This window comes from Paenibacillus shenyangensis, from assembly GCF_000346635.1.
GTDB lineage: Bacteria > Bacillota > Bacilli > Paenibacillales > Paenibacillaceae > Saccharibacillus > Saccharibacillus dauci.
This window is the reverse complement of record NZ_AOIG01000009.1, coordinates 64,043-87,023: the sequence shown is the minus strand read 5'-3', so window position 1 is coordinate 87,023 and position 22,981 is coordinate 64,043. Positions and strand designations below refer to the sequence as shown.

At 47.2% G+C, this 22,981-nt stretch carries 17 protein-coding genes; 8 read left to right on the top strand and 9 right to left on the bottom strand.

Annotated features, from left to right (window positions below):
* Window positions 1-6 precede the first annotated feature (6 nt).
* From opp4C to H065_RS25530, 5 genes are all read right to left on the bottom strand, one after another.
* A complete protein-coding gene (gene opp4C, locus H065_RS0108215; RefSeq protein WP_017812559.1) occupies window positions 7-933 on the bottom strand; it encodes an oligopeptide ABC transporter permease in 927 nt (308 codons plus the stop codon).
* Between the two features lie 173 nt (window positions 934-1,106).
* A complete protein-coding gene (locus H065_RS0108210; protein WP_017812558.1) occupies window positions 1,107-2,060 on the bottom strand; it encodes an ABC transporter permease in 954 nt (317 codons plus the stop codon).
* Between the two features lie 46 nt (window positions 2,061-2,106).
* Window positions 2,107-3,810 (bottom strand): ABC transporter substrate-binding protein, encoded by a 1,704-nt coding sequence (locus tag H065_RS0108205; RefSeq protein WP_017812557.1) that lies wholly within the window; start codon window positions 3,808-3,810, stop codon window positions 2,107-2,109.
* 356 nt (window positions 3,811-4,166) lie between these two features.
* Entirely contained in the window at window positions 4,167-4,547 is a 381-nt protein-coding gene (locus H065_RS0108200; protein WP_017812556.1) for a RidA family protein, read from the bottom strand.
* Window positions 4,548-4,697: 150 nt separating this feature from the next.
* Window positions 4,698-5,972, bottom strand: coding sequence for an MFS transporter (locus H065_RS25530; protein WP_051058706.1), 1,275 nt, complete (start codon window positions 5,970-5,972; stop codon window positions 4,698-4,700).
* Between the two features lie 583 nt (window positions 5,973-6,555).
* Between H065_RS25530 and H065_RS0108190 the strand changes: the two genes are divergently transcribed.
* Window positions 6,556-7,197: a hypothetical protein gene (locus H065_RS0108190; protein WP_017812554.1), complete on the top strand. Its 642-nt coding sequence runs from the start codon at window positions 6,556-6,558 to the stop codon at window positions 7,195-7,197.
* 557 nt (window positions 7,198-7,754) lie between these two features.
* On the opposite strand, the gene H065_RS25525 is transcribed toward H065_RS0108190, so the two are convergent.
* A complete protein-coding gene (locus H065_RS25525; RefSeq protein WP_017812552.1) occupies window positions 7,755-9,149 on the bottom strand; it encodes a sensor histidine kinase in 1,395 nt (464 codons plus the stop codon).
* A 239-nt stretch (window positions 9,150-9,388) separates the two neighbouring features.
* On the opposite strand from H065_RS25525, the gene H065_RS0108175 reads away from it, so the two are divergent.
* The 5 genes from H065_RS0108175 to H065_RS0108155 all read left to right on the top strand — a co-directional run bounded on the left by H065_RS0108175 (window position 9,389) and on the right by H065_RS0108155 (window position 15,610).
* On the top strand, window positions 9,389-10,246 hold the full coding sequence (locus tag H065_RS0108175; RefSeq protein ID WP_017812551.1) for a carbon-nitrogen hydrolase family protein: 858 nt from the start codon (window positions 9,389-9,391) through the stop codon (window positions 10,244-10,246).
* A 5-nt stretch (window positions 10,247-10,251) separates the two neighbouring features.
* Window positions 10,252-10,965, top strand: a complete 714-nt coding sequence (locus H065_RS0108170; RefSeq protein ID WP_017812550.1) for a GNAT family N-acetyltransferase — start codon at window positions 10,252-10,254, stop codon at window positions 10,963-10,965.
* A 4-nt stretch (window positions 10,966-10,969) separates the two neighbouring features.
* Entirely contained in the window at window positions 10,970-11,641 is a 672-nt protein-coding gene (locus H065_RS0108165; protein WP_017812549.1) for a hypothetical protein, read from the top strand.
* Between the two features lie 432 nt (window positions 11,642-12,073).
* Window positions 12,074-12,781, top strand: coding sequence for a YoaK family protein (locus tag H065_RS0108160; RefSeq protein WP_017812548.1), 708 nt, complete (start codon window positions 12,074-12,076; stop codon window positions 12,779-12,781).
* Window positions 12,782-12,931: 150 nt separating this feature from the next.
* Complete coding sequence (locus H065_RS0108155) at window positions 12,932-15,610, top strand: YhgE/Pip domain-containing protein (protein ID WP_017812547.1); 2,679 nt, start codon at window positions 12,932-12,934, stop codon at window positions 15,608-15,610.
* Between the two features lie 39 nt (window positions 15,611-15,649).
* Here H065_RS0108155 and H065_RS25520 read toward each other — a convergent pair whose 3' ends face one another.
* Window positions 15,650-17,218 (bottom strand): HD-GYP domain-containing protein, encoded by a 1,569-nt coding sequence (locus H065_RS25520; RefSeq protein ID WP_017812546.1) that lies wholly within the window; start codon window positions 17,216-17,218, stop codon window positions 15,650-15,652.
* 259 nt (window positions 17,219-17,477) lie between these two features.
* Here H065_RS25520 and H065_RS0108145 point away from each other — a divergent pair, with 259 nt between their 5' ends.
* Entirely contained in the window at window positions 17,478-18,953 is a 1,476-nt protein-coding gene (locus tag H065_RS0108145; protein ID WP_017812545.1) for a potassium/proton antiporter, read from the top strand.
* Window positions 18,954-19,066: 113 nt separating this feature from the next.
* Here H065_RS0108145 and H065_RS0108140 read toward each other — a convergent pair whose 3' ends face one another.
* A complete protein-coding gene (locus H065_RS0108140; RefSeq protein WP_017812544.1) occupies window positions 19,067-19,984 on the bottom strand; it encodes an anti-sigma factor in 918 nt (305 codons plus the stop codon).
* Complete coding sequence (locus tag H065_RS0108135; RefSeq protein ID WP_017812543.1) at window positions 19,977-20,558, bottom strand: RNA polymerase sigma factor; 582 nt, start codon at window positions 20,556-20,558, stop codon at window positions 19,977-19,979. Before H065_RS0108135 ends, H065_RS0108140 begins: the two co-directional genes overlap by 8 nt.
* A 510-nt stretch (window positions 20,559-21,068) precedes the next feature.
* Here H065_RS0108135 and H065_RS25515 point away from each other — a divergent pair.
* Window positions 21,069-22,766, top strand: a complete 1,698-nt coding sequence (locus H065_RS25515; RefSeq protein ID WP_017812542.1) for a copper amine oxidase N-terminal domain-containing protein — start codon at window positions 21,069-21,071, stop codon at window positions 22,764-22,766.
* Window positions 22,767-22,981 lie beyond the last annotated feature (215 nt).

Here is a 22,981-nt window from a genome sequence, read left to right as displayed (position 1 = left end):
TGTCACCTACTTTCTCTGCTTCGGATCGAGTACGTCCCGCAGTCCATCGCCGAAGATATTAATCGCAATCACTGTAATAAATATGGAAAAGCCCGGCGGGACCCACAGCCAAGGCCGTTCCTGAAAATCAATCATATTATTAGCCGTATCAATCATATTGCCCCATGTTGGTGTAGGCGGCATTACACCCAGCCCGAAAAAGCTCAGTACCGACTCGCTCAGAATCGCTCCCCCAATATTCAGAGTCGCAATCACAATCAGCAGCGGTACCAGATTCGGCAGCAGATGATTCACCAGCTTACGACGGTCTCGAAGACCCAGTACCACGGTGGCCTGCATAAATTCTCGTTCCCGCAAAGACAACAGTTGACCGCGAATCATTCGCGCCAGGGATGGCCAGCCAACAAAGCTCAGAATCAGCATCACGATATACATCCGGTAATCGGAAGGCACTTTCCATTCCGATAACAATGCCCCGAAAATAAATAGTAGTGGCAGACTCGGAATCGTCAGCAGCAGATCAGCGATGCGCATAATGATCTGGTCTACGATTCCCCGATAGTACCCGGCAATCGCGCCCAGCAGAGTACCGATAAATACCGATAGAAACATGGAGGCAATACCAACAGTCAGAGAAATCCGTCCCGCCTGCATAACGCGTGTCAGTACATCCCTGCCAAGCTTGTCCGTTCCCAGCCAGTGGTGAATATTAGGCGGTCGGTTCATCATGCTCATATTAACCTTACTGTCTGTATAGGGAGAAAATAAGGGCCCGATAAAACAGATCAAAAACATACTAATCACGACCACCAGTCCGGCGATCGCCAGCTTGTTACGTATCAGCTTGCGCATGGATTGACGCCAGAGTGACGATCTGACAGCGCGCTGTTTTGCCGCATGCACTCCTGTGAGTTCAGCTTGTATTGAAGGCATACACCTCTCCTTTCCCATTCTGCCTGCAGGTCTATCCGCTCCTGTTCATCAGAAAACAGGCGGCAGTACAGCAGAATGCATGGTACGAGAACTTTTTTATTTTGAACGTTCCGGTTTGATTCGGAAACTCATTTGGCTAGACGCTGGATGGCTTGTACGTTCTCCTCCACTATTTAAAGCTTCACACGCGGATCGGCTGCATGATACAAGATATCCGAGAGCAGTGTACCAATCACTGTCAGTACAGCAATAAACATCGTAAATCCCATTAAAAGCGGATAATCCCGCACAGTAAAAGACTGCATATACAGCTGCCCGATTCCCGGCCAGTTGAAGATTCGTTCAATAATGAGCGAGCCTCCAAACAGCGCTGGCAGTTCAAATCCCACCAGTGTAATCGCAGGCAGCAGGGCATTACGGAGTGCATGAGTAAAAAGCACCCTGCGTTCGCTCAATCCTTTGGCACGGGCAGTACGAATATAATCCTGTTTAATCACATCAATCATATTGCTGCGGAAATAGCGTGTTAGTGAACCGATACCGAGCAGCGTCATTACAATTACTGGCAGCGTCATATGCTGCACGACTTCCCGGATATAAGCGATTCCGGTTGCATTACTGCCTGTAGTCAGCATCCCGCCCGGTGGCAGCCATTTCCAATCCACAGCCAGAATCTTAATCAGGAACAGGCCGATAAAAAAGGATGGGATAGACATCGCTGCAAAGATAAAGATCATTACTAGCGTATCGAACCAGGAGTACTGCCGATAGGCTGCAATCACACCGATAATCACCGCTATGACCCATGTCAGAAAAGTCGATACAATCGCCAGCAAAAAGGAATTCCAGATATACTGGTTGAACAGTGTCAGCACAGGCTGCTGCTTGTCCAGCGAATAACCGAAATTACCGTGAAAAGCCTGATTCATCCAGGTTAGATAACGTTCCAGCAGTGGCTTGTTTAATCCGTACAGCTCGCGCAGCTCCGCTTTGCGTTCCGGACTCAATTTGATATTGCCGGTAATAAAATCTCCGGGTGTCATCGCATAGAGAGAAAAGATTAGCAATGATGCTGCCAGCAGAATCAGGATCGTATAAGTCAGACGGCGAGTCAGATACGCACCCATAAGCTACCCTCCTCTCTGTATTCGAACGTAAGAATCTGTCTGCAGATTATTTCAATGCCCACTGTGGCACACTCGAAGCAATACCATTGAACGGACTTACGGTCAGATCATTAATCCGTCCGTTATAGGCATAGACAATTTTTTTGTAATTGGTAAAAATCACTGGCAGATCATCGTTCAACAGTTTGAACAATTCGGCATAGATTTGTTTGCGTTTATCCAGATCATTGGTAGCCAGTGCTTCATTGTACAGCTTCACAAATTGCGGATTGTTATATCCTTTGATCTCTCCATCCAGAAACTGGACCAATCCGTCCGATGGGTCGGTCAGCATCGGTGTGGAGAAAGAAGCCAGGTCATAGTCTCCACCCTCTACTTTGGATGCCAACGAGTTGTAATCTGCGAATACTTCCGGCTGGAAATCCACTCCGATCGCTTTGAAATTTTCCTCTGCTACCGCAATAAACACATCAGTTTGTGCACTTTTGGAGCCCAGGTAATGCAGCGTCAGCTTTTGCCCATTTTTCTCGCGGATGCCATCGGCACCAGGTATCCAGCCTGCTTCATCCAGCAGCTGACCGGCTTTTTCGGGATCATAAGCATAGGGGTTAATCCCTTCTTCCGTATATGCCCATGAGATAGGCGGTGCCGGAATATTGGCGATTTGTCCTGCCCCCTGGTTAGCATCCACATAAATACTTTGACGATCCAGTCCATAGGCGATGGCCTGACGAACTTTTTTGTCCTGCAGTGCCTGATGTTCCAGATTCACCTGCAGAAAGCTGTACGTACTTGGGGTGTAAGGCAGGATATTAACAAAGCCCAGACTTTTGAGCTTGTCGATATTTTCCTGGGTAGCACTGAATGAGGCGAAATCAATCTCACCGGTCTCCACATACTGCCAGGTATCACCTTCGGAGGTTTTGTAGATGAAGTTTTTGGTTTTGGGTTCTCCTTTGAAATAATAAGGGTTGGCAGTGAAACGTACTTCCTGGCCAGGGATAAACTTCTCCAGTACATAAGGACCGTTGCCTACAGGCTTCAGATGAAGATCCTTGATATAATCCAGATGACCGAATCGGTAGTCTTTACCGTAATAAGCTTTGGATAATACGTCGCTCCCCAGTGTCAATAATGCAGTTGCATTGGGCTTGGCAATAGTTACCGATATGGTCTGCGGATCGGTAATTTTGATTCCGGAGATATGATCTGCTTGGCCTTCATGATATGCCTTGCCACCTTCGATCCCGAGCGTCGGAATCAGTGAATCGCCATCATAGGCTTTGTCATGCAGAATCGTCCAGGTAAAGGCTACATCATCAGCCGTTAATGGCGATCCATCACTGAATTTGAGATCTTTTTGCAAATGAAACGTGTATGTACGCTGATCTTTGGATAATTCCCAATGGTCTGCCAGACTCGGCGCCGGAAGCCCTTTGTCATCTGTAGTGACCAGAGGAGCAAACATCAATGAAGAGACATTGCCATCATAACCACTCTGGTGAAAATAAGGGGTAAATGCTCCACTCGGATCGGTCAGTGCCATAATAATTGTATTGGTACGCTGCTGGGCTGTCGCCGGAAGCTTGGACAGATCCGGTGCTTTGAACAGACTCGTCAATGCAGCAGGCCGCTGGGCAGAACCCGTTCCGGCTGCCGATGTGCTCTCTTGCGCTGCCTCATTGGAGCATGCTGTAAACAATAACGAGGTTAATAACACCCCGGATAGTAAAGCTGCACTTTTTCTCATTCTCCTGCTCCTAAAGTATATTATTCCGACCCATTAACTAGGTAAAGTCGGTAAGCCCTATTATAGAAATCACATCCATTAATGTAAATAGATAGAACACTTAAAGTCATTTATGGAAAAAGTGGCATGCTAGCTACCTCAATTCTGTCTTTCTTCCTTACAAAATCGGTTCTACGATTCTCACCCGCTATGTAATGCAGAACGACCCAAAAGGCTCGACGGCCAGGCTACCACCGATGATTCTGCCTGCAGGATATAATCTGCTGTACACAAAAAGACACTGCCCTATTAGGTGGCAGTGTCTGTCTTGATTCCATTTTGCTATTAACTTTAGGCTGCTGGTTAGCAGAACCTTTTTATTTCTTCAGTGCGATAACTTCAATCTCTACCAGTGCATCCTTAGGCAAACGGGCTACCTGTACCGCGCTGCGTGCTGGATAAGGCTCCTGGAAAAATTGACCGTAGATCTCGTTCATCGCTGCAAAATCATTCATATCCTGCAGGAATACGGTAGTCTTTACGACCTGATCCAGGCTGCTGCCCGCTGCTTCCAGCACAGCTGTTACGTTTTGCAGAGCGACACGTGCCTGTTCCTGTACGCCTTCTGCCATGTCTCCACTAACTGGGTCCAGACCAAGCTGGCCGGATGCAAAAATAAACATGCCTGTATCAATTGCCTGTGAATACGGACCCAGCGCTCCCGGTGCGCGGTCGGTTGCTATCGGTTGTTTGCTCATAAGAATATGCCCTCTTTTCCTGAATTGGAGTCTGTTGTTGTACTGCCATCTGACTCCCCTTATTCTAAAGGGCGGTCCGCAGCTTGGCAACAGCGTCACTTTGTCCGAATAGAGTAGGAAGTGCTATTATATCTGTCCTTTTCCCACCTGTTAGGCTTCCATCTCCCGGTATTGTTGAATCGGGACAGCTGCCGGTGCTTTGAGTACCTGACGTCCGGCGGTAACCGCCAGCAGGATCAGCAGTACACCGACCAGCATCTGGAATCCATATGCCTGCACCCAGAACGGCATCGGCTTCATCCATTCGAAGATCCGCCCGCCGACCAGCGGCCCGATAAAGGAAGCCAGTCCCGTAATCCCGGAATAGACCGCGATGAACATGGGACGTGCATTTTTGGGGGTATCTCCAATAATAAAGTTAAAGGACAGCTGGTTGAATCCACCAATTCCGATACCCAGCAGCATATGAATAATCAGCAACCCTACAACGACCGGTACAAAAGCAAGCAGTCCCCATGCCATACAGGCCACAGCGATAAACGGAAGCGTCCAGTACAGCAGTGTCTTGTTACTAAACCGCGCATTCAGGTTGCCCCAGAAATAAAATCCAAGCATCATGAACATCGTCTGTACTACTGTCATAAGTGTAGTTACCGAGTAACTTACTTTGAGTACTTCCAGCATGACATATGAGTAGAGAGGCACGACCAGTGTCTGCATCAGCAGCCAGACCGCGAGAAACAGCGATGCTTTGATAAAAGGTCCATCATACAACGGCTGACGCAGCATCGGTACAAACTTGGTCTCTGTGGAGCGTTCAAACGGTGCATCCGGATAAAACAGAATGACACCAATATTGATAACCGCACAGGTCCAGACGATAATGTACAGCAACAGGAATCCCTGTCCACCCGGCACTGCATCCAGCAGCATCCCGCCGACAAACAGCGTCAGACTACCCAGCGCATTCAGAATTGTATTGCGGATACCAAAGTATCGTCCTCTCAGTCGTCCCGGTACAATATCGCCGATTAGTGACGCCCAGACGACTCCGATCACCGCATTACATAGGAACGCGGCTATATATAGGATAATGAACCAGTTTACCCATATTGATCGGTCGAATAGAAAGGGTACAAGTCCTGTCGCTCCCCACAGCACCCGCTGCAAAATCGTGAACAAGACAAGCACCCATTTGCGCGTATTCAGACGCTGCAGCAAAAAGGCAATAATCACCTGAGCCACATTGACCAGAGTTGTCAGCGCGATCACGAATCCGATCTGGCTGGAAGTCGCGCCCAGATACAGCAAAAAACCTGTCAGGAAGGGCCCCCCGAGCAGGGTAGAAAATATCGTTGAGGGTACCCCTTCTATCGTCGCGATACGCAGATGCTTGCGGTACATCGAATAACGACGCTTTTGCATATTCAATCGGTTCAGCCCCAGAGCATGTCTTCGTTTAATAACGATTCCTCCTTTGACGGCATGAAACTTTTGATATTATGCCTGTTTTGATATTGTGATGGTTTGGAATACCGTAATCATCAATTGTTCATTGAAATCTGTATAAATTCTTGAACGCTGAATGTTTTCTTTTTACCCTTTTCATCAAATATTAAACGGAATTTCACATATCTTAATTTATAGTAAACGTTTACATTCCCATAATTGTTAAGTGATTTAGTTTTTTTATTTATTGTTATTATTTATATTCTACATTTCATAAAACCATAAGTTTCCACTAGTTCCTAACTTTGTAACTATAATTATTTATGAAATTATAATTTGAATAATACATATTCATAATTAGATATTTACATTTAAAAGGGGCTTATTTTTCATTTATTGTCATAAAATGATATAAATAGAATTTATGAAGGGAGGGAAAACATGATAAAGCCTACTCTTTAATTTATGTTATTAGTATTTTTAGTTTTATTAGTTGTTAGCAAAACCATAAAATAAGCTTTAGGAGGAAAACCATGAAAAAAGAATACTATACTTCACTTTGTTTTTAGCTTTAATTTGTAGCGTTACTTATAATTCAGTTATTTATGCTAATCCTACTAATCAAAATGTAACCTCAGATGTTTATAACGCTACTAAAGTACTTAACCAAGAAGAAGTAAATCAAAAATTAAATGAAATCAATAGTAAATACAATGTAGGTGAACGTTTTTCAGATGAAGATGCTCAATTTATAAAACAATATGCTTTGCCAGTAGAAAATAATGCAGTATCAGAGAATACTAATGGACTCACAACTCAAAATCTACGGACTACTACTTGGGATATTAATGGTTCTAATAGTAGTTTAGGATATCAAACTATTGGTACGGTGACATTTAATGAAGGAGTCATAAATCATACTGTTAGTGTTAATATGACTACAAAAGATGTAAATAAAAAATATCATAGCGAGATTGGTAATCAATTAATCGGAACGGCTTATGGCGTAGTTGGTAGTGACGGAGTCGGCATTATCGCTAATATTAGCTTAAGCGATAAAGGTGATAACATCTCTTATCACAAATTAGTAGATTATCGTAGTTTTTCAGGAGTAGTTGCTTATATGTCGTTTCAAGCAAATGGATGGATAAAAAGTAATAATGGTAAGATCACTATTACACCGACTCTCACTAGAAGATAATTAAAGTTAAAAGTTTAGTACGAAGATTGAGGCCTTTGGCCTCACTTCTTCATACTTCATTGTTCTAAATGTACATGCAAGGAGGGTAATAATGCTAGTAAATACAATGATGAAATTATTAGGTTTTTTAGGTTTGTTGCTTTACTTTTTCTGCGGATTGGTATTACTAAATACTATCCAAATTCCCTATTCACCTAACGCTCTTGCTCACTTTTGGAGAATGATCATAGTTTGCTTAGGAGACATAATAATCCTGTATTTATTCTATCAACATATTATAGCCAGATATATGTTTAAAGCAGCACCAACTTTTCAGCTCAATTCGAAGATTTCTATTATGACTTTCATATTGGCATTGCTGTTAATTATCATATTTAAATGATTATAAAAAGATTAGCAAAAAAAAAACCCTTTTTAATAGATACATCAGCAAAATTATTGATTAAGGTGATTCTGCTGACGTTCTATAAATAAAGGGGGTTTTTAATACATATTACTTCACAAAAAATTTGGACGCAGGATCTAAAATTGTTTTTATCCTCATGCTTGAAGTCCGACTAGCTCGTCGGCAAATACAGCGAGAATACGCTGCCTTCGCCTTCCTTGCTCTGGAGTCGCAAATGACCACCGAGCAGATTGGCCAGATTGCGGCTGATCGAGAGACCCAGACCGGTACCGCCATATCGACGGGCGATCGAGCCATCTGCTTGCTGGAAGGCTTCGAAAATCTGCTCATGCTGTGCCTGCGCGATGCCAATACCGGTATCCGTAACGTCAAATACCAGCCAGCCCAGCTGTTCTTCGCCTTCTACTACCCGGTGAATGTGCAGGGTGACGCTGCCCTGCTGGGTGAACTTGAACGCGTTGGCAAGCAGATTACGCAGAATCTGCTGAATACGCTGGGAATCCGAAATAATCGTATCCGGCACGTCTTCTTCCCGAATGACTCTGAACTCCATGCCTTTGCGGATCGCTATCATCTCAAAGTGCATCTGCAGCAGCTCAGGGATCTCCTGTACACTCACTTCCTCATAGGTAATCTCCAGCTTGCCTGCTTCTACTTTGGACAGATCCAGCACATCATTGACAAGTCCCAGCAGATCGAGTCCGGAGCGGTAGATCATCTCGCTGTATACCCGGGTCTCGCCGGGTGTACGCTCTTCCTCCTGTTCATACAGGAGCTGCGCCAGATTGATAATACTGTTCAGTGGCGTTCGAAGTTCATGCGACATATTTGCCAGAAATTCCGACTTGTACTGGGAAGCCAGCATGAGCTGCTTGGCACGTTCTTCCAGCACATGATGAGTCTGCTGCAGCTCTCTCGTCTGCTCGGACAGCAGCTGATTAGCGTGCTCCAACTGCATCATCCGCTGCTGTTCCAGATGGAATTCACGCAACAGCAGCATCAGTACTGCACTTAGTACAGTCGATACCGGCAGCATGATAGGCATAATTTCGGTCAGATATGTACGGGTGGGCAGCACCCCAAATGTTGCAATATTCACCGTGTTCACCAGATTAATCGCCAGCACAGTAACTGTTCCTTTGACCAACAACTTGGCAGCACTGCTGCGCATCCATACATTCAGCACCGCACCGACAGCACCCAGTATCGTCAGATTAAGCAGCCCGACAAAGGCTGCTTCGCTCAATCCAAACGTTAACCGGGTCAATCCGATCCCGAATCCGATCAGCAGAATTACCCATGCACGGGAATAGACGGCTGCAGCCACAATCACTGGCATAAACCGAAGATCGAAGATCAGATTACCCGGCAGGCGGAATCCAAAAAAGGAGCTCATCCAACCGGCAAAAATCAGCAGCAGGATCGAGCTGGCATATTTGGCTCTGCCGGACATCCGTGACAGTCCATATTTATACAGCAGATTGGCTATGTATGCGATCGTGACCATCATGCCTGCATTCATAAGGAAGTTTTTCACAAATTCCATATGCTCACTCCTGATTGAGATCAGATAGATATACTGTTCATTTCGTTTTGTATTATGTTCCGATTATTTTCTTCTAATTGAAAATAATTGGTAAAAGTTATTCTTATCATATCATAAAAATGAAGCATTTCCTCCACTTTGTCCTGCAGGGCCTTTCTGGTATGATATCAATAGTATTTCGATATGAATATATCCAATAGTCTAACATTATATCATTCACAGGAGGTCTTGCCTTTATTATGAAATTTCGCGTATCTGCGGTGCAATATCACCTTCACACCATATCTTCTTTTGAACAATTTGCCGATCAGGTAACCCATTATGTGCGGACAGCCCAGGAATTCGATGTCGATTTTATTCTGTTCCCCGAATTCTTCACAACCCAGCTGCTGTCGATTGGAGATGAATCCGGTGCGGCACTTGGTATCGAGCGTCTGCCCGAGTTCACGGAGGCTTATCTGGAGCTGTTCCAGGGACTGGCGCGGGAGACAGGCATCCATATTATCGGCGGTACCCATGTCACGGAAAAAGAAGGCAAGCTGTACAACACTGCTCATCTATTCTATCCGGACGGACGTGTCGCCACCCAGCCCAAAATCCATATCACTCCTACCGAAGTGACAGAATGGAATATGTCAGCCGGTGACGGACTAACTGTATTTGAGACAGACAAAGGGACGATTGCCCTGCTCACCTGCTACGATATTGAATTCCCCGAAATCGTACGTATGGCCAAAGCGCGCGGTGCCGATGTTATTTTCTGCCCATCCTGTACAGATGACCGGCACGGCTTCCACCGGGTACGCTATACAAGCCATGCCCGTGCGGTCGAGAATCAGATATACGTGGTGACGACCGGTACGATCGGCTCCCTGCCAACCGTAGACTTTATGCGCGGCAATTTTGGTCAGGCAGCTGTGATTACGCCGAATGATGTACCTTTCCCGCCGCGTGGTATTCTCGCCGAGGGTGAAATTAATGACGATATGATTATTACAGCCGACCTGGATCTGGAGCTGCTGTACAAAGTACGGGAGAAAGGCTCTGTTACTACCTGGCGTGACCGCCGTACCGATCTCTATACCGACTGGAGCTGAGGAACATGAACGTACGGTCCGATCGAGCAGGACAATATCATAAGTCCTGTTATGTATTCCATGAACAGCGTCCGTATCCTGCTGTTGTTCGCTCTTATATGGAAAAGGATTTCGCACGATTGATCGATATTCAGGCAGCTGCTTTCCCGCCGCCTTATCCGTCCGAACTGTGGTGGAACCGGGAGCAACTTCAGGAACATATCAGCCGTTTCCCGCAAGGGGCACTATGTGTAGAAATAGATGGAGTGATTGCCGGTTCGATGACCAGCCTGCTTGTTCATTTTGATGAAGGTCATCCCGAGCATACCTGGGAAGAGATCACCGATCATGGCTATATCCGCAATCATCAGCCCGATGGAGAGACACTGTATGTCGCCGATCTATGTGTCCATCCGGATTACCGCCAGTGGGGACTCGGTAAGCTGCTCATGCAGTCGATGTATGAAGTGACTGCTGCACTTGGACTGAAGCGTCTGCTCGGTGCAGGACGAATGCCGGGCTATCACCGGGTTGCAGATACCTGTACACCCCAGCAATACGTGGAGCGCATTACCAGCGGAGAGCTATATGATCCAGTCATCTCTTTTCTAATGAGATGCGGACGCACACCGCTGACGGTGATTCCCGATTATCTGGAAGACGAAGAATCGCTTCACTACGCTGTATTAATGGAATGGAAAAATCCGCTGCCACCGGCAGCCACTCAGGGAGGAAATTAAACAGATGGATTATGTACGCATTACTCATATCGATGATCCCCTATTCGCAGATATGCATGCATTGATGGGACGTATTTTCCCGGCAGAAGAAGTACTGGAGTATGAATTATGGCGCGAACCGCTAGAAGATCCCGGTATCCGTGTATTCGTAGCTGTACACGAAGGCCGTGTAGTTGGTGCTACCGAATATCGCTACTACGAAGACGATAATGTTGCCATGACCGACTTTACGATTATTGGGGAGCCTGGACTTGGTATTGGGCCTTTCCTCGCACAGCATCGTCAGACCGATCTGCGGGAGGTGGCTGCATCTTCCGGCAACCAATTATTCGGCATGTTCGCGGAGATCTATGATCCGTATCGCGCCGAGCGTCATGAATTTGGCGGTGTGAAGCCGATGGACCCGTTCGTACGCCGCGAAGTGTTGGCACATTTGGGTTACCGTCGTCTGGACTTTACGTATGTACATCCATCCTGGAACAATGACGGTGAGGCTGTATCCGAGCTGGATCTGTGTTTCCTCGCTTATGACCCTTCTACACAATCCCTGCCGGGCGCACTGATCGAGAAGTTTCTGCGCCGTTATTATGCCGTACTGGCCCAGAAGCCTGCTGCGTGGGAGCAGATGGTAGATGAAGTGGGACAGCACGATCAGGTTGCTTTGCTGCCACTCTAATCTTCTCTTTATCCGAACAGGTTGCATGTGTATATCCACACCGATGAAGTGGGCAGTATCGAAATATACAGATAGAATGTATAGACATTTGTTATATTATCATTCCGACCTGCACAGCAAACCGCGTCAGCAGATTTTCCTGCTGGCGCGGTTTTTTAATTATTTTATATATTATGAAGTACAAATAAAAATAGACGGCTGTAGTCTCCTGAACCAGGATTCTACAGCCGTCCTTTATATTATGTGCCATCTATGTCGTAGTTACATGCAAAGTAATCTTAACGTACTTTTGGCATTCTGGCAAGGGTTTTTGATAATTAATTGCCATTTGGTAAATATTACATATTTAAAAAAGGCAGTTTCTGTCGAATATAAAGCTGTATTTGTAGTATGATTAATGATTGATACTAACGTTTGAAAAGGAGCTTACTTATGCAATCTGTTTTTTATCGCAACCTCATCATATTACTGCTCTGTCTGGTGTCGGGTATTGTCGATGTTATCGGCTACCTGCAGCTGGGGCACGTATTTACAGCCAATATGACGGGCAATATCATTATTATGGGCATGGCTCTGGGGCATCTGCATACCGTCTCTCTGGTGCGTTCGGGTGCTGCTTTTATCGGCTTTATTATCGGTAATGCCGCTGCTGCCCTTTTTCTGGGACGGTCGCATCCGGGATCGGTCTGGTCGCCCCGGCTGACCGCTATTATTTCGATACAGCTGGTATTTTTCCTGGTATTTGCCTGGTTGTCTTCCACTCCGCTGGTGCCTGCGATGGAGTATGTATTGATCATCCTGCTCAGCTTTACAATGGGCATGCAGACGACGATGGCCCGCAAGCTGGCTGTAGCCGGAATCTCAACTACGGTGCTCACCAACAATCTGGCCAGTGTAATTGAAGACTTGGTAGCCCATGTGCGCCAGTGGTTTGGCCAATCGGCAGAGCGCCCACGCTGGCTAAAGGCAGATACGCTGCTGCGTCTTGCTGCTGTTATCATTTATGGATCGGGCGCAGTTATTGCGACACTCATGGAGCAGTCCCATACGCTGCTCGGCATCTGGATTCCAATCATCATTATGATCATCATTCTGGTCATTGCCGTTACCCGTTTTCGAGTATCTGCGGCCAAACTCTAACTCGTGCATTGAATCGGTAAAAGCTCAATATATGGATAAAGATAGATTTTCCCGGTCAATCATGAGATGATTCGTGCAGTTCGCTTACTTCTAGGGTAATAAGACATGCTGCAGATTTGAATATTAAATACCGGGTGGTAAAATCATGTTATGAAAAAGATATGGGAAATCTACAAAACTGATTGGAAAAATCTATTCAGCGTCTCTACGGGTATTCTGCTCGTAATCGCCATTATGCTGCTGCCTTCTGTCTATGCCTGGTTCAATATCAAAGCGATGTGGGACCCGTATAGCAATACTTCGGGCATCGTTATTGCCGTAACCAATGAAGACAAAGGTACGACCATTCAGGACAAAAAAGTAAATGTTGGCGATCAGGTGATCGATAACCTCAAAAAGAATCATACACTGGGATGGACATTCGTGGATCGTACCCAGGCGCAAAAAGGATTGGATAATGGGGATTATTATGCCACCCTGCTCATTCCGTCCGACTTTTCCAAAAAAATCGGCAGCATTCTGACCGATGATCCGGTCAAGCCGCAAATTCTGTATACCGTAAACGAGAAGATCAGTGCGATTGCACCCAAGATTACGGATAAAGGCGCTACTACACTCACCCAGCAAATCAGCGAGGAGTTTGTCAGTACAGCCAGTGAAGCCGTGCTGACCAAAATGCAGGACGCCGGGATCAAGCTGGAGGAGGAACTGCCAACGATCCGCAATATCGAGAACAAGATCCTGACGCTCGAATCCAGACTGCCGGAGATTGATCAATTTGCTGACCAGGCGCTGGAGCTCGAGAAAAAGCTGCCGCAAATCAATGCGCAGGCCCAGAAAATTGTTGAACTCCAAAAGCGTATTCCCGATATCAAGAAAGCGGGCGATATGATCCTCAAAGTCGAGGATAATCTGCCCAAAATTCGTGAAGCCGGCGACCAGATTCTGCTGCTGCAAAAGCGGCTGCCGGAAATTCAGAAAGCTGCGGACAAAGTCAACGAACTGGACCAGAATTTCTACAAAGTCGAGGATGCGCTGAATCAGGCCATTGAAGATGCCGACAAACTTGCGAATATTATCAGTACTGCCCAGCAGGCACTGCCCAAAGTCAAAGAAATTACAGATATCGGCACCGGATTTGCCGATCGGGTGAATACATTTCTCGATGAAAATGATGGCGCCTTTGATTCGATCGCGCCGATTATCCGCCAGAATCTGGTACTGCTTCAGCAGACCGCCGACGCGACGACACAGTTGGTCGATGCTGTACAGAATGCGGATATTGATCCACAGACAGCCATTGATACACTGTCATTTCTCGATCAGCGTCTGTCCCGCGGTGCAGCTATTCTGGAGCGCACAACCGATTTGCTAAACCGAATCAACAATGTGCTGCCCAATCATCCGCTTGATCGTGTAATCAGTCGTCTCGACAATGTGCACAGTCTGATGGAGCGCCAGATTACACTGGTGCGCAGTATCAGTCAGGCGATACAAAATGGACAGCAGCCAGCGCGCGAGATTCTGGAAAATCTGCGTCAGCTGTCTACTGAAGCCAGCGATACGCTGGGCGATATCATCTCCCTGTATGATGAACAGATTGTACCGGATATCAACCGTGGACTGGATAATCTCAAGACCGCTGCCCGTGACGCCGCAGATGTTCTTCATACGGCGCAGAGTACACTACCCGATGTAGAAGCCGTACTGAACGATGCCCAGAACGGTGTACAATTCGGCCAGGAAGAGCTGGGTCTGCTCAAACAGGACCTGCCGAAGATCCGTCAGAAGCTGCATGACGCCAATGAGCTGATCCAGAGCCGGATGGCCCAGTTTACCCAGGTAGTCGACAAAGCGGCAAACTTTGTGCGAACCGATCTGCCTGGAATAGAAGACAAAGTCCATCAGGCAGCTGATTTTGTCCGTAACGATCTGCCTCGTGCCGAGAAGGAATTGAACAAAATTACCGATCTGATCCAGAACAAGCTGCCTGAAGCGGAAAAAGCCGTGCACAAAGTCGGTGAATTTGTCCGCAATGATCTTCCGGGTCTGGAGAAATCGGTGCATAATGCCGCCGATAAAGTACGCCTGCTCAAAAACAGCGATAGCGAGCTATCCCAGATTATCAAATGGCTCAAAGGCGATATCCAGCAGGAGAGCGACTTCCTTGCCAATCCTGTTGATCTGAAGCAGGTTCGTACCTATCCGATACCAAACTACGGTTCGTCGATGTCGCCATTTTATACAACGCTCTCGATCTGGGTGGGCGGCATGCTGCTGATCTCCATGTTCAAGGCAGAAGTCGATAATCCGGAACGCCGCTTCCGTCCGTACCAGGTGTATTTTGGTCGCCTGTTCACGTTTATGACGATCGGCCTGGTACAGGCTTTTGTTATCTCGATGGGTGATCTGTTTATTCTCAAAGCCTACGTCGCCGATCCGATCTGGTTTGTAACGATGAGCATGCTGATCAGTATGGTATTTGTGACTATGGTATATACGCTGGTATCCGTATTTGGCAATATTGGTAAAGGACTGGCCATCATCCTGCTGGTGCTTCAATTCTCCAGCTCGGGCGGTACTTTCCCGGTGAGCATGACAGGTACATTTTTCCAGGCGCTTCATCCATGGTTCCCGTTCACCTATGCGGTCGAACTGCTGCGCGAGACGGTGGGCGGCATGCTGATGACGACGGTGTACAAGGATATCACGTATCTGATTATCTTTATGCTGCTGTTTATCCTGTTCGCCCTGCTATTCAAAAAACCGCTCGGTCCGTTAACAGAGAAAATGGCCGAAAAAGCCAAAAAGACCAAAATGATTCCATAAAAAAAGCCTGCAGCTGTTCTTCTGCAGACCGGGACCTGATCAGGAGATCAGGTCTTTTTCTTTGCGTGGATACTTTGCGATATCCGGTTCCTTTGTATTGGGGATAAGGGGCGGCCCTTCCACAGTAGTGTAATAATACTCAATAAACAGCGTCGCCAGCTGCGGGTCCCACTGGGTGCCCCGTCCTTCTTCCAGAATCGAAATCGCTTTGGCTTTGGGCATTCCTTTTCGATAAGGACGATCCGATGTCATCGCGTCAAACGCATCCGCTACCGCGATAATACGGCCGAATAGCGGAATATGGTACCCTGCCAATCCATCCGGATAACCGCGCCCATCAAAACGTTCATGATGGGAACGCACACCCGGTAAATAAGGACGCATCGCATCGGCAGGCTCGACCTGTCGCAGAATACTTTCACCCATTTCTGGATGCTTTTTGATCTGGTCAAACTCTTCATCTGTCAGCTTGCCATCCTTGAGCAGCACCGAGTCCTGTACACCAATTTTGCCAATATCATGGAGCAGGGCCGTTTTGCGCAGCTGATCCAGATCATAGGAGCACAATCCGGCACGTTTACCGATAGCCAGCGCATATTCGGCGACACGCAGCGAATGACCCGCTGTATACGGATCACGTGCATCCAGTGCTGCTGCCAGCGTAGCAAAGTAGCTGTCCAACAGTAGCTGATTGCGCTCATCGCGCATTTTGAGTCCCTGCACCATGTGATTGAATCCTGAGATCAGCAGGGAGAAATCGTCCGAGTAATAATCCAGCGCATCGGCACTGAAGTCCCCATCCTTGATCCGGGACATGGCATTGTACAGATTATTGATGGGATGCTCCACATCACGCGCCAGCAGCTGTGCACCAATAATACTAAAAACAATACTGACGACAATGACCATTCCTGCCCAGCTCCAGTACTCCAAAGCCTCCATGCCGGTGATCTCCTGCAGCCGGATTTGCGCAGCCAGACTGAACAGCATAATCGGAAATACACCGATCAGAAAAATGCTCAGCTGAAACTTCCGGCGGACAGTGAGGTGAATTTTGCCGAGCAGCAGTGTTTCTTTACCATAGAGCGTTTTGAGACGTTCCTTGACCGCAATCAGCATGGGCCGAATTGCCGAAGAGGTCAGGAAAAATTCAATAAATGCATGCATACTGGCAACCATCAGTGCGCCAGCAATACCAATCCACAGATAATATCCCGGAATAATGATCCATCCGCTGTTCATGGCAAATACAAACAGAATCATCGATGGAACCGTCAGACCCAAAAAATGCGGCAGCATGATCCGGTACATCGATAATTTTGGGAAACGGTGCAGCTGATTGTAGGCATGCTCCAGCTGTTCCTGTGTAGGCTTCTCTTCACACATGGCATCACGAATCGGTTGGATATGCTTGCGAAATACCAATCCTTCCACGATCAGCATAACTACAAACGAAATCAGCATAATACCGATCATCCGTGTGCTCTGAAGCACTGAAGTATCCATCGTATTCCATACAAGCAGTCCACCGACGACCATGACGGCGATTAATGATCCCAGAATATAGTTAAATAACACCTGACGGAGAAATTTTTGATATTCATTCACGGAGCTCTCCTCATTTCTAAAGCTTTTGCCTGCCGTTCGCATACATATGTTACGTTTCATTTACGATCCATTTGGATTACATAGTCTAAGGAAAGTATTCTGTTTTGTCGCCGTTTCACTCGATTTCTGTTTATCCTAACCTACTTCTTTATTTCGGAATTCAACATACAAAAGTTGATGCCAAATCCATTATTTGTTTGTGCACAATTTATTATGGGAATATTTTTAAAAATTTATATTTCACAGGAGGGGGCTATTCATGCAAGCTATTGAACTTACCAGTAATCTTATTCTGCTGCTTGGCACGCTGCTGCTGCTTGGCGTCCTCTCGACCAAATTTTCCTCGCGGTTTGGCATGCCGGCGCTCGTCTTCTTTATCGTAGCCGGTATGATCCTCGGTCGTTTCATTTATTATGATAATGCCTTTATCACCCAGTGGTTTGGCGTGCTCGCGCTGGTCATTATCCTGTTTGAAGGCGGGATGCAGACCGACATGAAGCTGATCAAACCGATCATCCGGCCGGCATTGTCACTTGCGACCATCGGTGTACTGCTGACCGCCTTTGTGATCGGATATTTTGCCCATCTGATCCTAGGTGTCAGTCTTTTGGAAGGAATGCTGTTCGGCTCGATTGTCGGCTCTACCGATGCGGCGGCCGTTTTCTCTGTACTTGGTAACAAGAATGTACGCAAACGTCTCACTTCTACGCTGGAAGCCGAATCTGGCAGCAACGATCCAATGGCGGTCTTCCTGACGCTGATGTTTATCGAACTGCTGAACAACCCCGAGACCAGTATATGGGGAGAGATTCTGTCCTTTTTCTGGGAAATGGGATTCGGGCTCGTACTGGGGATTGTCTGTGGCAAGCTGGCGGTCTTTCTCATTAACAAAATCGATTTTGAGACCTCCAGCCTCTATCCGGTGCTCGCTGTATCCAGCGCGCTGTTCACGTATGGCGTGAGTTCCCTGACGCATGCCAGCGGATTCCTCGGAGTCTATGTAATGGCACTGGTCATGGGGAATTCTGATCTGACCTACCGGCGGACGATTCTGCAGTTCAATCAGGGCTTTGGCTGGATTATGCAGATTCTGATGTTTGTACTTCTCGGTCTGCTCGTATTTACCGATCAATTAATCTCTGTGATCTGGCAAGGTCTTGCTCTGTCGCTGCTGCTGATTATTGTGGCTCGTCCGATCGGCGTACTGCTGTCACTGTTGTTCAGCCAGTTTTCGTTTCGGGAAAAGACGCTGCTATCCTGGTCGGGTCTGCGTGGAGCCGTACCGATTGTATTGGCGACCTATCCGCTGCTGGCTGGGATAGAGCACGGACAGCTATTTTTCAACGTGGTCTTCTTTATCGTGCTGACTTCTACCCTGATTCAGGGGACGACCATTGCACCGCTCGCCGAGAAGCTCGGGCTTACCGAGAAAGTACTGGATCAGCAGCCATCGATTCTGGAGCTGGTTGCGACTGGCCGAACCACTTCCGAAATTACCCATATGACGCTGACCAGCCGCAGTCGCATGATCCATCGTGAGCTGCAGGAGATTGATCTGCCGCCCAGTGTACTGATTACGGCTGTACTACGTAATGAAGAGATTGTAACGCCTCGCGGCGATACGGTTCTGCTTCCCGGGGACAAAGTGTATCTGCTCGGTCCCAAGGCCAAACGTGAAGATATCCGCCGCCTATTCACCGGTGAGCCTCCTGCCGATGCTCCTAGCACGTCCTGAACGTAAACAGAATACAGCTATTTATTGGGCTGGACATAAATAAAAGCAGCGTACCTTTGAATAAGGTGCGCTGCTTTTTTTATCATGGACCTGCTGATCAGCAGGTGATTCAATCAACCCTGACCCTGAATGCTTGCTGCGAGAATAACCGGCCCGCGAGGCTGACTGCCTTTCTCATCCGGTTCCAGCGTAATGGCTACTGTATCATATCCCTCCGGTTTAAAGGTATAGTACATCGCGCCCTTCCCATCACTTGCCCAGAAAGTACCGGCGCTCTGTTTCACATCGCCCTTAATGAGCCAGACCTGAAACGCCTCCTTGCCCTGGAGTTTTGGCAAATTATCCGCCTGTACCAGCAGATGTGTGCCTTTGTCATCGATAACAATCGTCGCCAATCCCTGCGCCACAATATCCTTGGCTGCCGGACTCAGCTGTACCGCTTCATCGACCCGCGCTCCCTGCGTGGGCATAGAGACTGTCGCCAGCTGTCCCTGCAGGCTGTTCTTCTGGCTGTTCGCGATCGCTAGCTGCTGCTGCAAATCACGAATCTGCCCTTCCATATTAGCAGCATACACACTTATAATACTGGCTGCTACTACTATGGCTGCTACCCGCCAGAATATCCCTTTTCTGCGTCTCGTATTAGAGCTTGCAGAAGAATTATATTTCTCTGCAGAACCGACTTCTGCCGACTGTGCCGCTTGCTGCACGGCTGCCGGTGAAGTAGATACCGTACCGGGTTCGGCATTGCGCGGTGCCAACGGTACAACTTTATCTACTGTACTGCCTGTCTCACTACTGCTGAATACATGTTCCAGAACACGGTTTCTCATGCCCTGCGGCGGCTCCACAACCTCGGAAGTCAGCGGAAGGAAACCAATAATATCCTGAAACTCTTCGACTGCTGTACGGCAATCTTCATCCTGTCTCATATATGCTTCAAACTGCTCCTGTTCTTCACGATCCAGACCGCCGAGCACATACATTTCGACCATATCCATCATATCGCTTTTTTTGTAATCATTACTCATATGCGTTTCCCCCCTTTACCGCTTCAGCAAGCTTGTTATGAAGCTGCCGTATGGCAAGGCGTACCCTGCTCTTGACGGTTCCAAGCGGAATGCTGAACTTTTCAGATACTTCATGCTGGGTGAGTCCCTGGAAATAGATAGACTCAATCACCTGCTGTTGCTCCTCCCGGAGTTCCATCATGGCTTCACGTATACGCTGCCGCTCCCAGTTCAGCGATACCTGCTCCTGTACATCCGTTTTGGTATCCGGTAATACCTGAAGTGCTTCATCACCCGCCGGATCTACTGTAGCGCGCGATGCTTTGCGCCGCAGCATGTCTACTGCTATATTACGCGTAATCGTGAACATCCATGTCGAGAGCTTCCCCTGGCTCCGGTCATAACGTTCCGCGTTATTCCATACTCTGAGAAATAATTCCTGAACAACTTCTTCCGCCGCCATCGTGTCATGTACAATACGGTAGGCAAATGCGTATACAGCCCGTTCATAACGGTCGTACACATGCTCTAATGCGTCGGTGTCTTTTTCGGCAATCCGCCGCATGAGCTCTCTATCATCAGTTATGTCATTCATCCAAGGGCTCCTTTCCCATTCCCTTATATTATAGCGTTCGCAGAAAATTTTGCGATGGATGACTTTTTGCAATATTTATTTTTTGGCAAAGATCAAGCAGCAGCTCTTTTTTATTATCCTTATTTTTGGGTAAACGTTATCATTTTCCGAGCAATTTTGTACGTTGGCTGGGTTGCCATCCTTTTCTGTTACAGCATTCACACTCTATGGAGCAGAACAATAACTGAGATCACAGCTGTATTCAGCAAGTAATTTAGTTCCTTAATTTTATATGTTTTGGCTGCTTGTTTTTGAGACGCTGCGTGTAATAGAAAGGGTAGTCACACTTCGCGTCATGATTCTACATACATGGTGACTGATTAGCTTCATCAAACAATAGGTTCACGCTTACCCTTTTCTTGCATCAGGGTGTTTCGCATGAACAGGTTATTCGCTTTATTCGTTATACCGGGCAGGCTGGCAATTCACTGTATACCGGTCTGTTCATTAATCCTGAAGGAGTGTGAAGTAATGTCCAAATCTTTTCTGTCCAGAATCGGTATTCTGCTGATGGCTGTAATACTGATCCTGCCGGCTACCGCCGGCGCTGCAGCAACCACCAAAGGCGCAGGTGCCGATCTTCGATCCGCACTGGGTCAAGTTCTCGGTGAGCATGCGCTGCTCGCCGTAATCGCCATGCAAAAAGGAATCGACGGCGCTGCCGATTTTGATCAGGTTGCTGCTTCTCTGAATGCCAATACCGATGATTTGTCTGCTGCAGTCGCTTCCGTATACGGCAATGAAGCCGGCGCTGCATTCAAAACGATCTGGGCTTCCCATATCGGCTACTTTGTCGATTATGTCAAAGCCACAGCTGCCAAAGACACCGCAGGTCAGCAAAAAGCCAAAGATGAACTGGCCAAGTATAAAGTTGAGCAGGCCAAATTCTTCGCTGATGCCAACCCTAATCTGCCACAGGCTGCCCTGGAGCAAGGTCTGGAAGAGCATATCAATATGCTGCTTACCGCCTTTGATGATTATGTAGCCAAAGATTACAACGGCGCTTATCAAATGGCCGACAAAGCCTACAAGCATATGTTCATGTTTGGCGATATTCTGAGTGCTGCGATTGTAAAGCAGTTCCCGGACAAATTCACCGGTGACATGTCCAGCATGCCTGCTTCCGATCTGCGTTCTGCTCTGGGCAACGTACTGGGCGAACACGCAACTCTGGCTGTCTGGGCGATGCAAAAAGGGATTGACGGCGCTCCTGATTTTGAACAAGCAGCCGGACTACTGAATCAAAATACCAATGAACTGAGCGCAGCTGTTGCTTCCGTATATGGCGACAAAGCCGGCGAAGCCTTCAAAACCATCTGGGCTTCCCATATCGGCTACTTTGTCGATTATGTCAAAGCTACAGCAGCCAAAGATACAACTGGACAGCAAAAAGCCAAAGATGAGCTGAAAGAATACAAAGTTGAGCAGGCCAAGTTCTTTGCTGATGCTAATCCAAATCTGCCACAGGCTGCTCTGGAGCAAGGTTTGGAAGAGCATATCAATATGCTGCTCAAAGCTTTTGATGATTATGTTGGCAAAAACTATACTTCCGCTTATGCACAGGAGCGCATGGCTTATGCCCATATGTTCATGTTCGGTAACACACTAAGCGAAGCAATCGTGATGCAGTTCCCTGATAAATTTGGTGGAAGTGCTCCGGCAGCTCCAGCTCCGGCTCCAACTCCAGCACAACCGGATCACAGCAATATGCCGGGTATGACTCCAACCCCACCATCGCAACCTGCTACGGGTGGCGGTGAAGCAGGAACATCCGCTGACTATAACCCAGAGCTGAAAATGCGTATGATCCAGTTTACACTGGGTAGCAAGACGTATATGGTCAATGGCAAGTCCATGAGCATGGGTATTATGCCTGTTGAGTACATGGGTACAACGTATGTACCGCTGCGTTACCTGGCTAACAATGCCAATATGAAAGTATCCTATGACAAAGCCACTTCCACAACATGGCTGGATACAGGTATTCAGCGTTATGAATTCTGGGTGAATTCTAAAGTCTACAAAGTCGACAACATGCGCAAAGGCATGAACGATATGGTAATCTCCCGAAACGGACACGTACTCGTACCGGTTCGCTGGTTCGCAGACAACTTTGAATGGAACCTGGCATACGATAACGGTATGATTACATTGACCAAAACGTATTAATCCGTATTTGCTGGTTTTCACGGATGAGTCAGAGATATCCTTATTCAACATTCATTATCAGACAGCAGGGTGATTCTACCCATGTCTATCCCGGACTGTGCAGCTGCTATGCAGTTGTACAGTCTTTTTACTGTAATCCATTTCCAGAGACATGGGTCTTCTATAGCAGGAAACGCTTGAATTCACCTTTTTTGGTACTATCTGATTAACTACTC

Coding starts and splice junctions, on each gene's coding strand:
- opp4C (WP_017812559.1), bottom strand. CDS start 933: ATGCCTTCAATACAAGCTGAACTCACAGGAGTGCATGCGGCAAAACAG.
- H065_RS0108210 (WP_017812558.1), bottom strand. CDS start 2,060: ATGGGTGCGTATCTGACTCGCCGTCTGACTTATACGATCCTGATTCTG.
- H065_RS0108205 (WP_017812557.1), bottom strand. CDS start 3,810: ATGAGAAAAAGTGCAGCTTTACTATCCGGGGTGTTATTAACCTCGTTA.
- H065_RS0108200 (WP_017812556.1), bottom strand. CDS start 4,547: ATGAGCAAACAACCGATAGCAACCGACCGCGCACCGGGAGCGCTGGGT.
- H065_RS25530 (WP_051058706.1), bottom strand. CDS start 5,972: ATGCAAAAGCGTCGTTATTCGATGTACCGCAAGCATCTGCGTATCGCG.
- H065_RS25525 (WP_017812552.1), bottom strand. CDS start 9,149: ATGGAATTTGTGAAAAACTTCCTTATGAATGCAGGCATGATGGTCACG.
- H065_RS0108175 (WP_017812551.1), top strand. CDS start 9,389: ATGAAATTTCGCGTATCTGCGGTGCAATATCACCTTCACACCATATCT.
- H065_RS0108170 (WP_017812550.1), top strand. CDS start 10,252: ATGAACGTACGGTCCGATCGAGCAGGACAATATCATAAGTCCTGTTAT.
- H065_RS0108165 (WP_017812549.1), top strand. CDS start 10,970: ATGGATTATGTACGCATTACTCATATCGATGATCCCCTATTCGCAGAT.
- H065_RS0108160 (WP_017812548.1), top strand. CDS start 12,074: ATGCAATCTGTTTTTTATCGCAACCTCATCATATTACTGCTCTGTCTG.
- H065_RS0108155 (WP_017812547.1), top strand. CDS start 12,932: ATGAAAAAGATATGGGAAATCTACAAAACTGATTGGAAAAATCTATTC.
- H065_RS0108145 (WP_017812545.1), top strand. CDS start 17,478: ATGCAAGCTATTGAACTTACCAGTAATCTTATTCTGCTGCTTGGCACG.
- H065_RS0108140 (WP_017812544.1), bottom strand. CDS start 19,984: ATGAGTAATGATTACAAAAAAAGCGATATGATGGATATGGTCGAAATG.
- H065_RS0108135 (WP_017812543.1), bottom strand. CDS start 20,558: ATGAATGACATAACTGATGATAGAGAGCTCATGCGGCGGATTGCCGAA.
- H065_RS25515 (WP_017812542.1), top strand. CDS start 21,069: ATGTCCAAATCTTTTCTGTCCAGAATCGGTATTCTGCTGATGGCTGTA.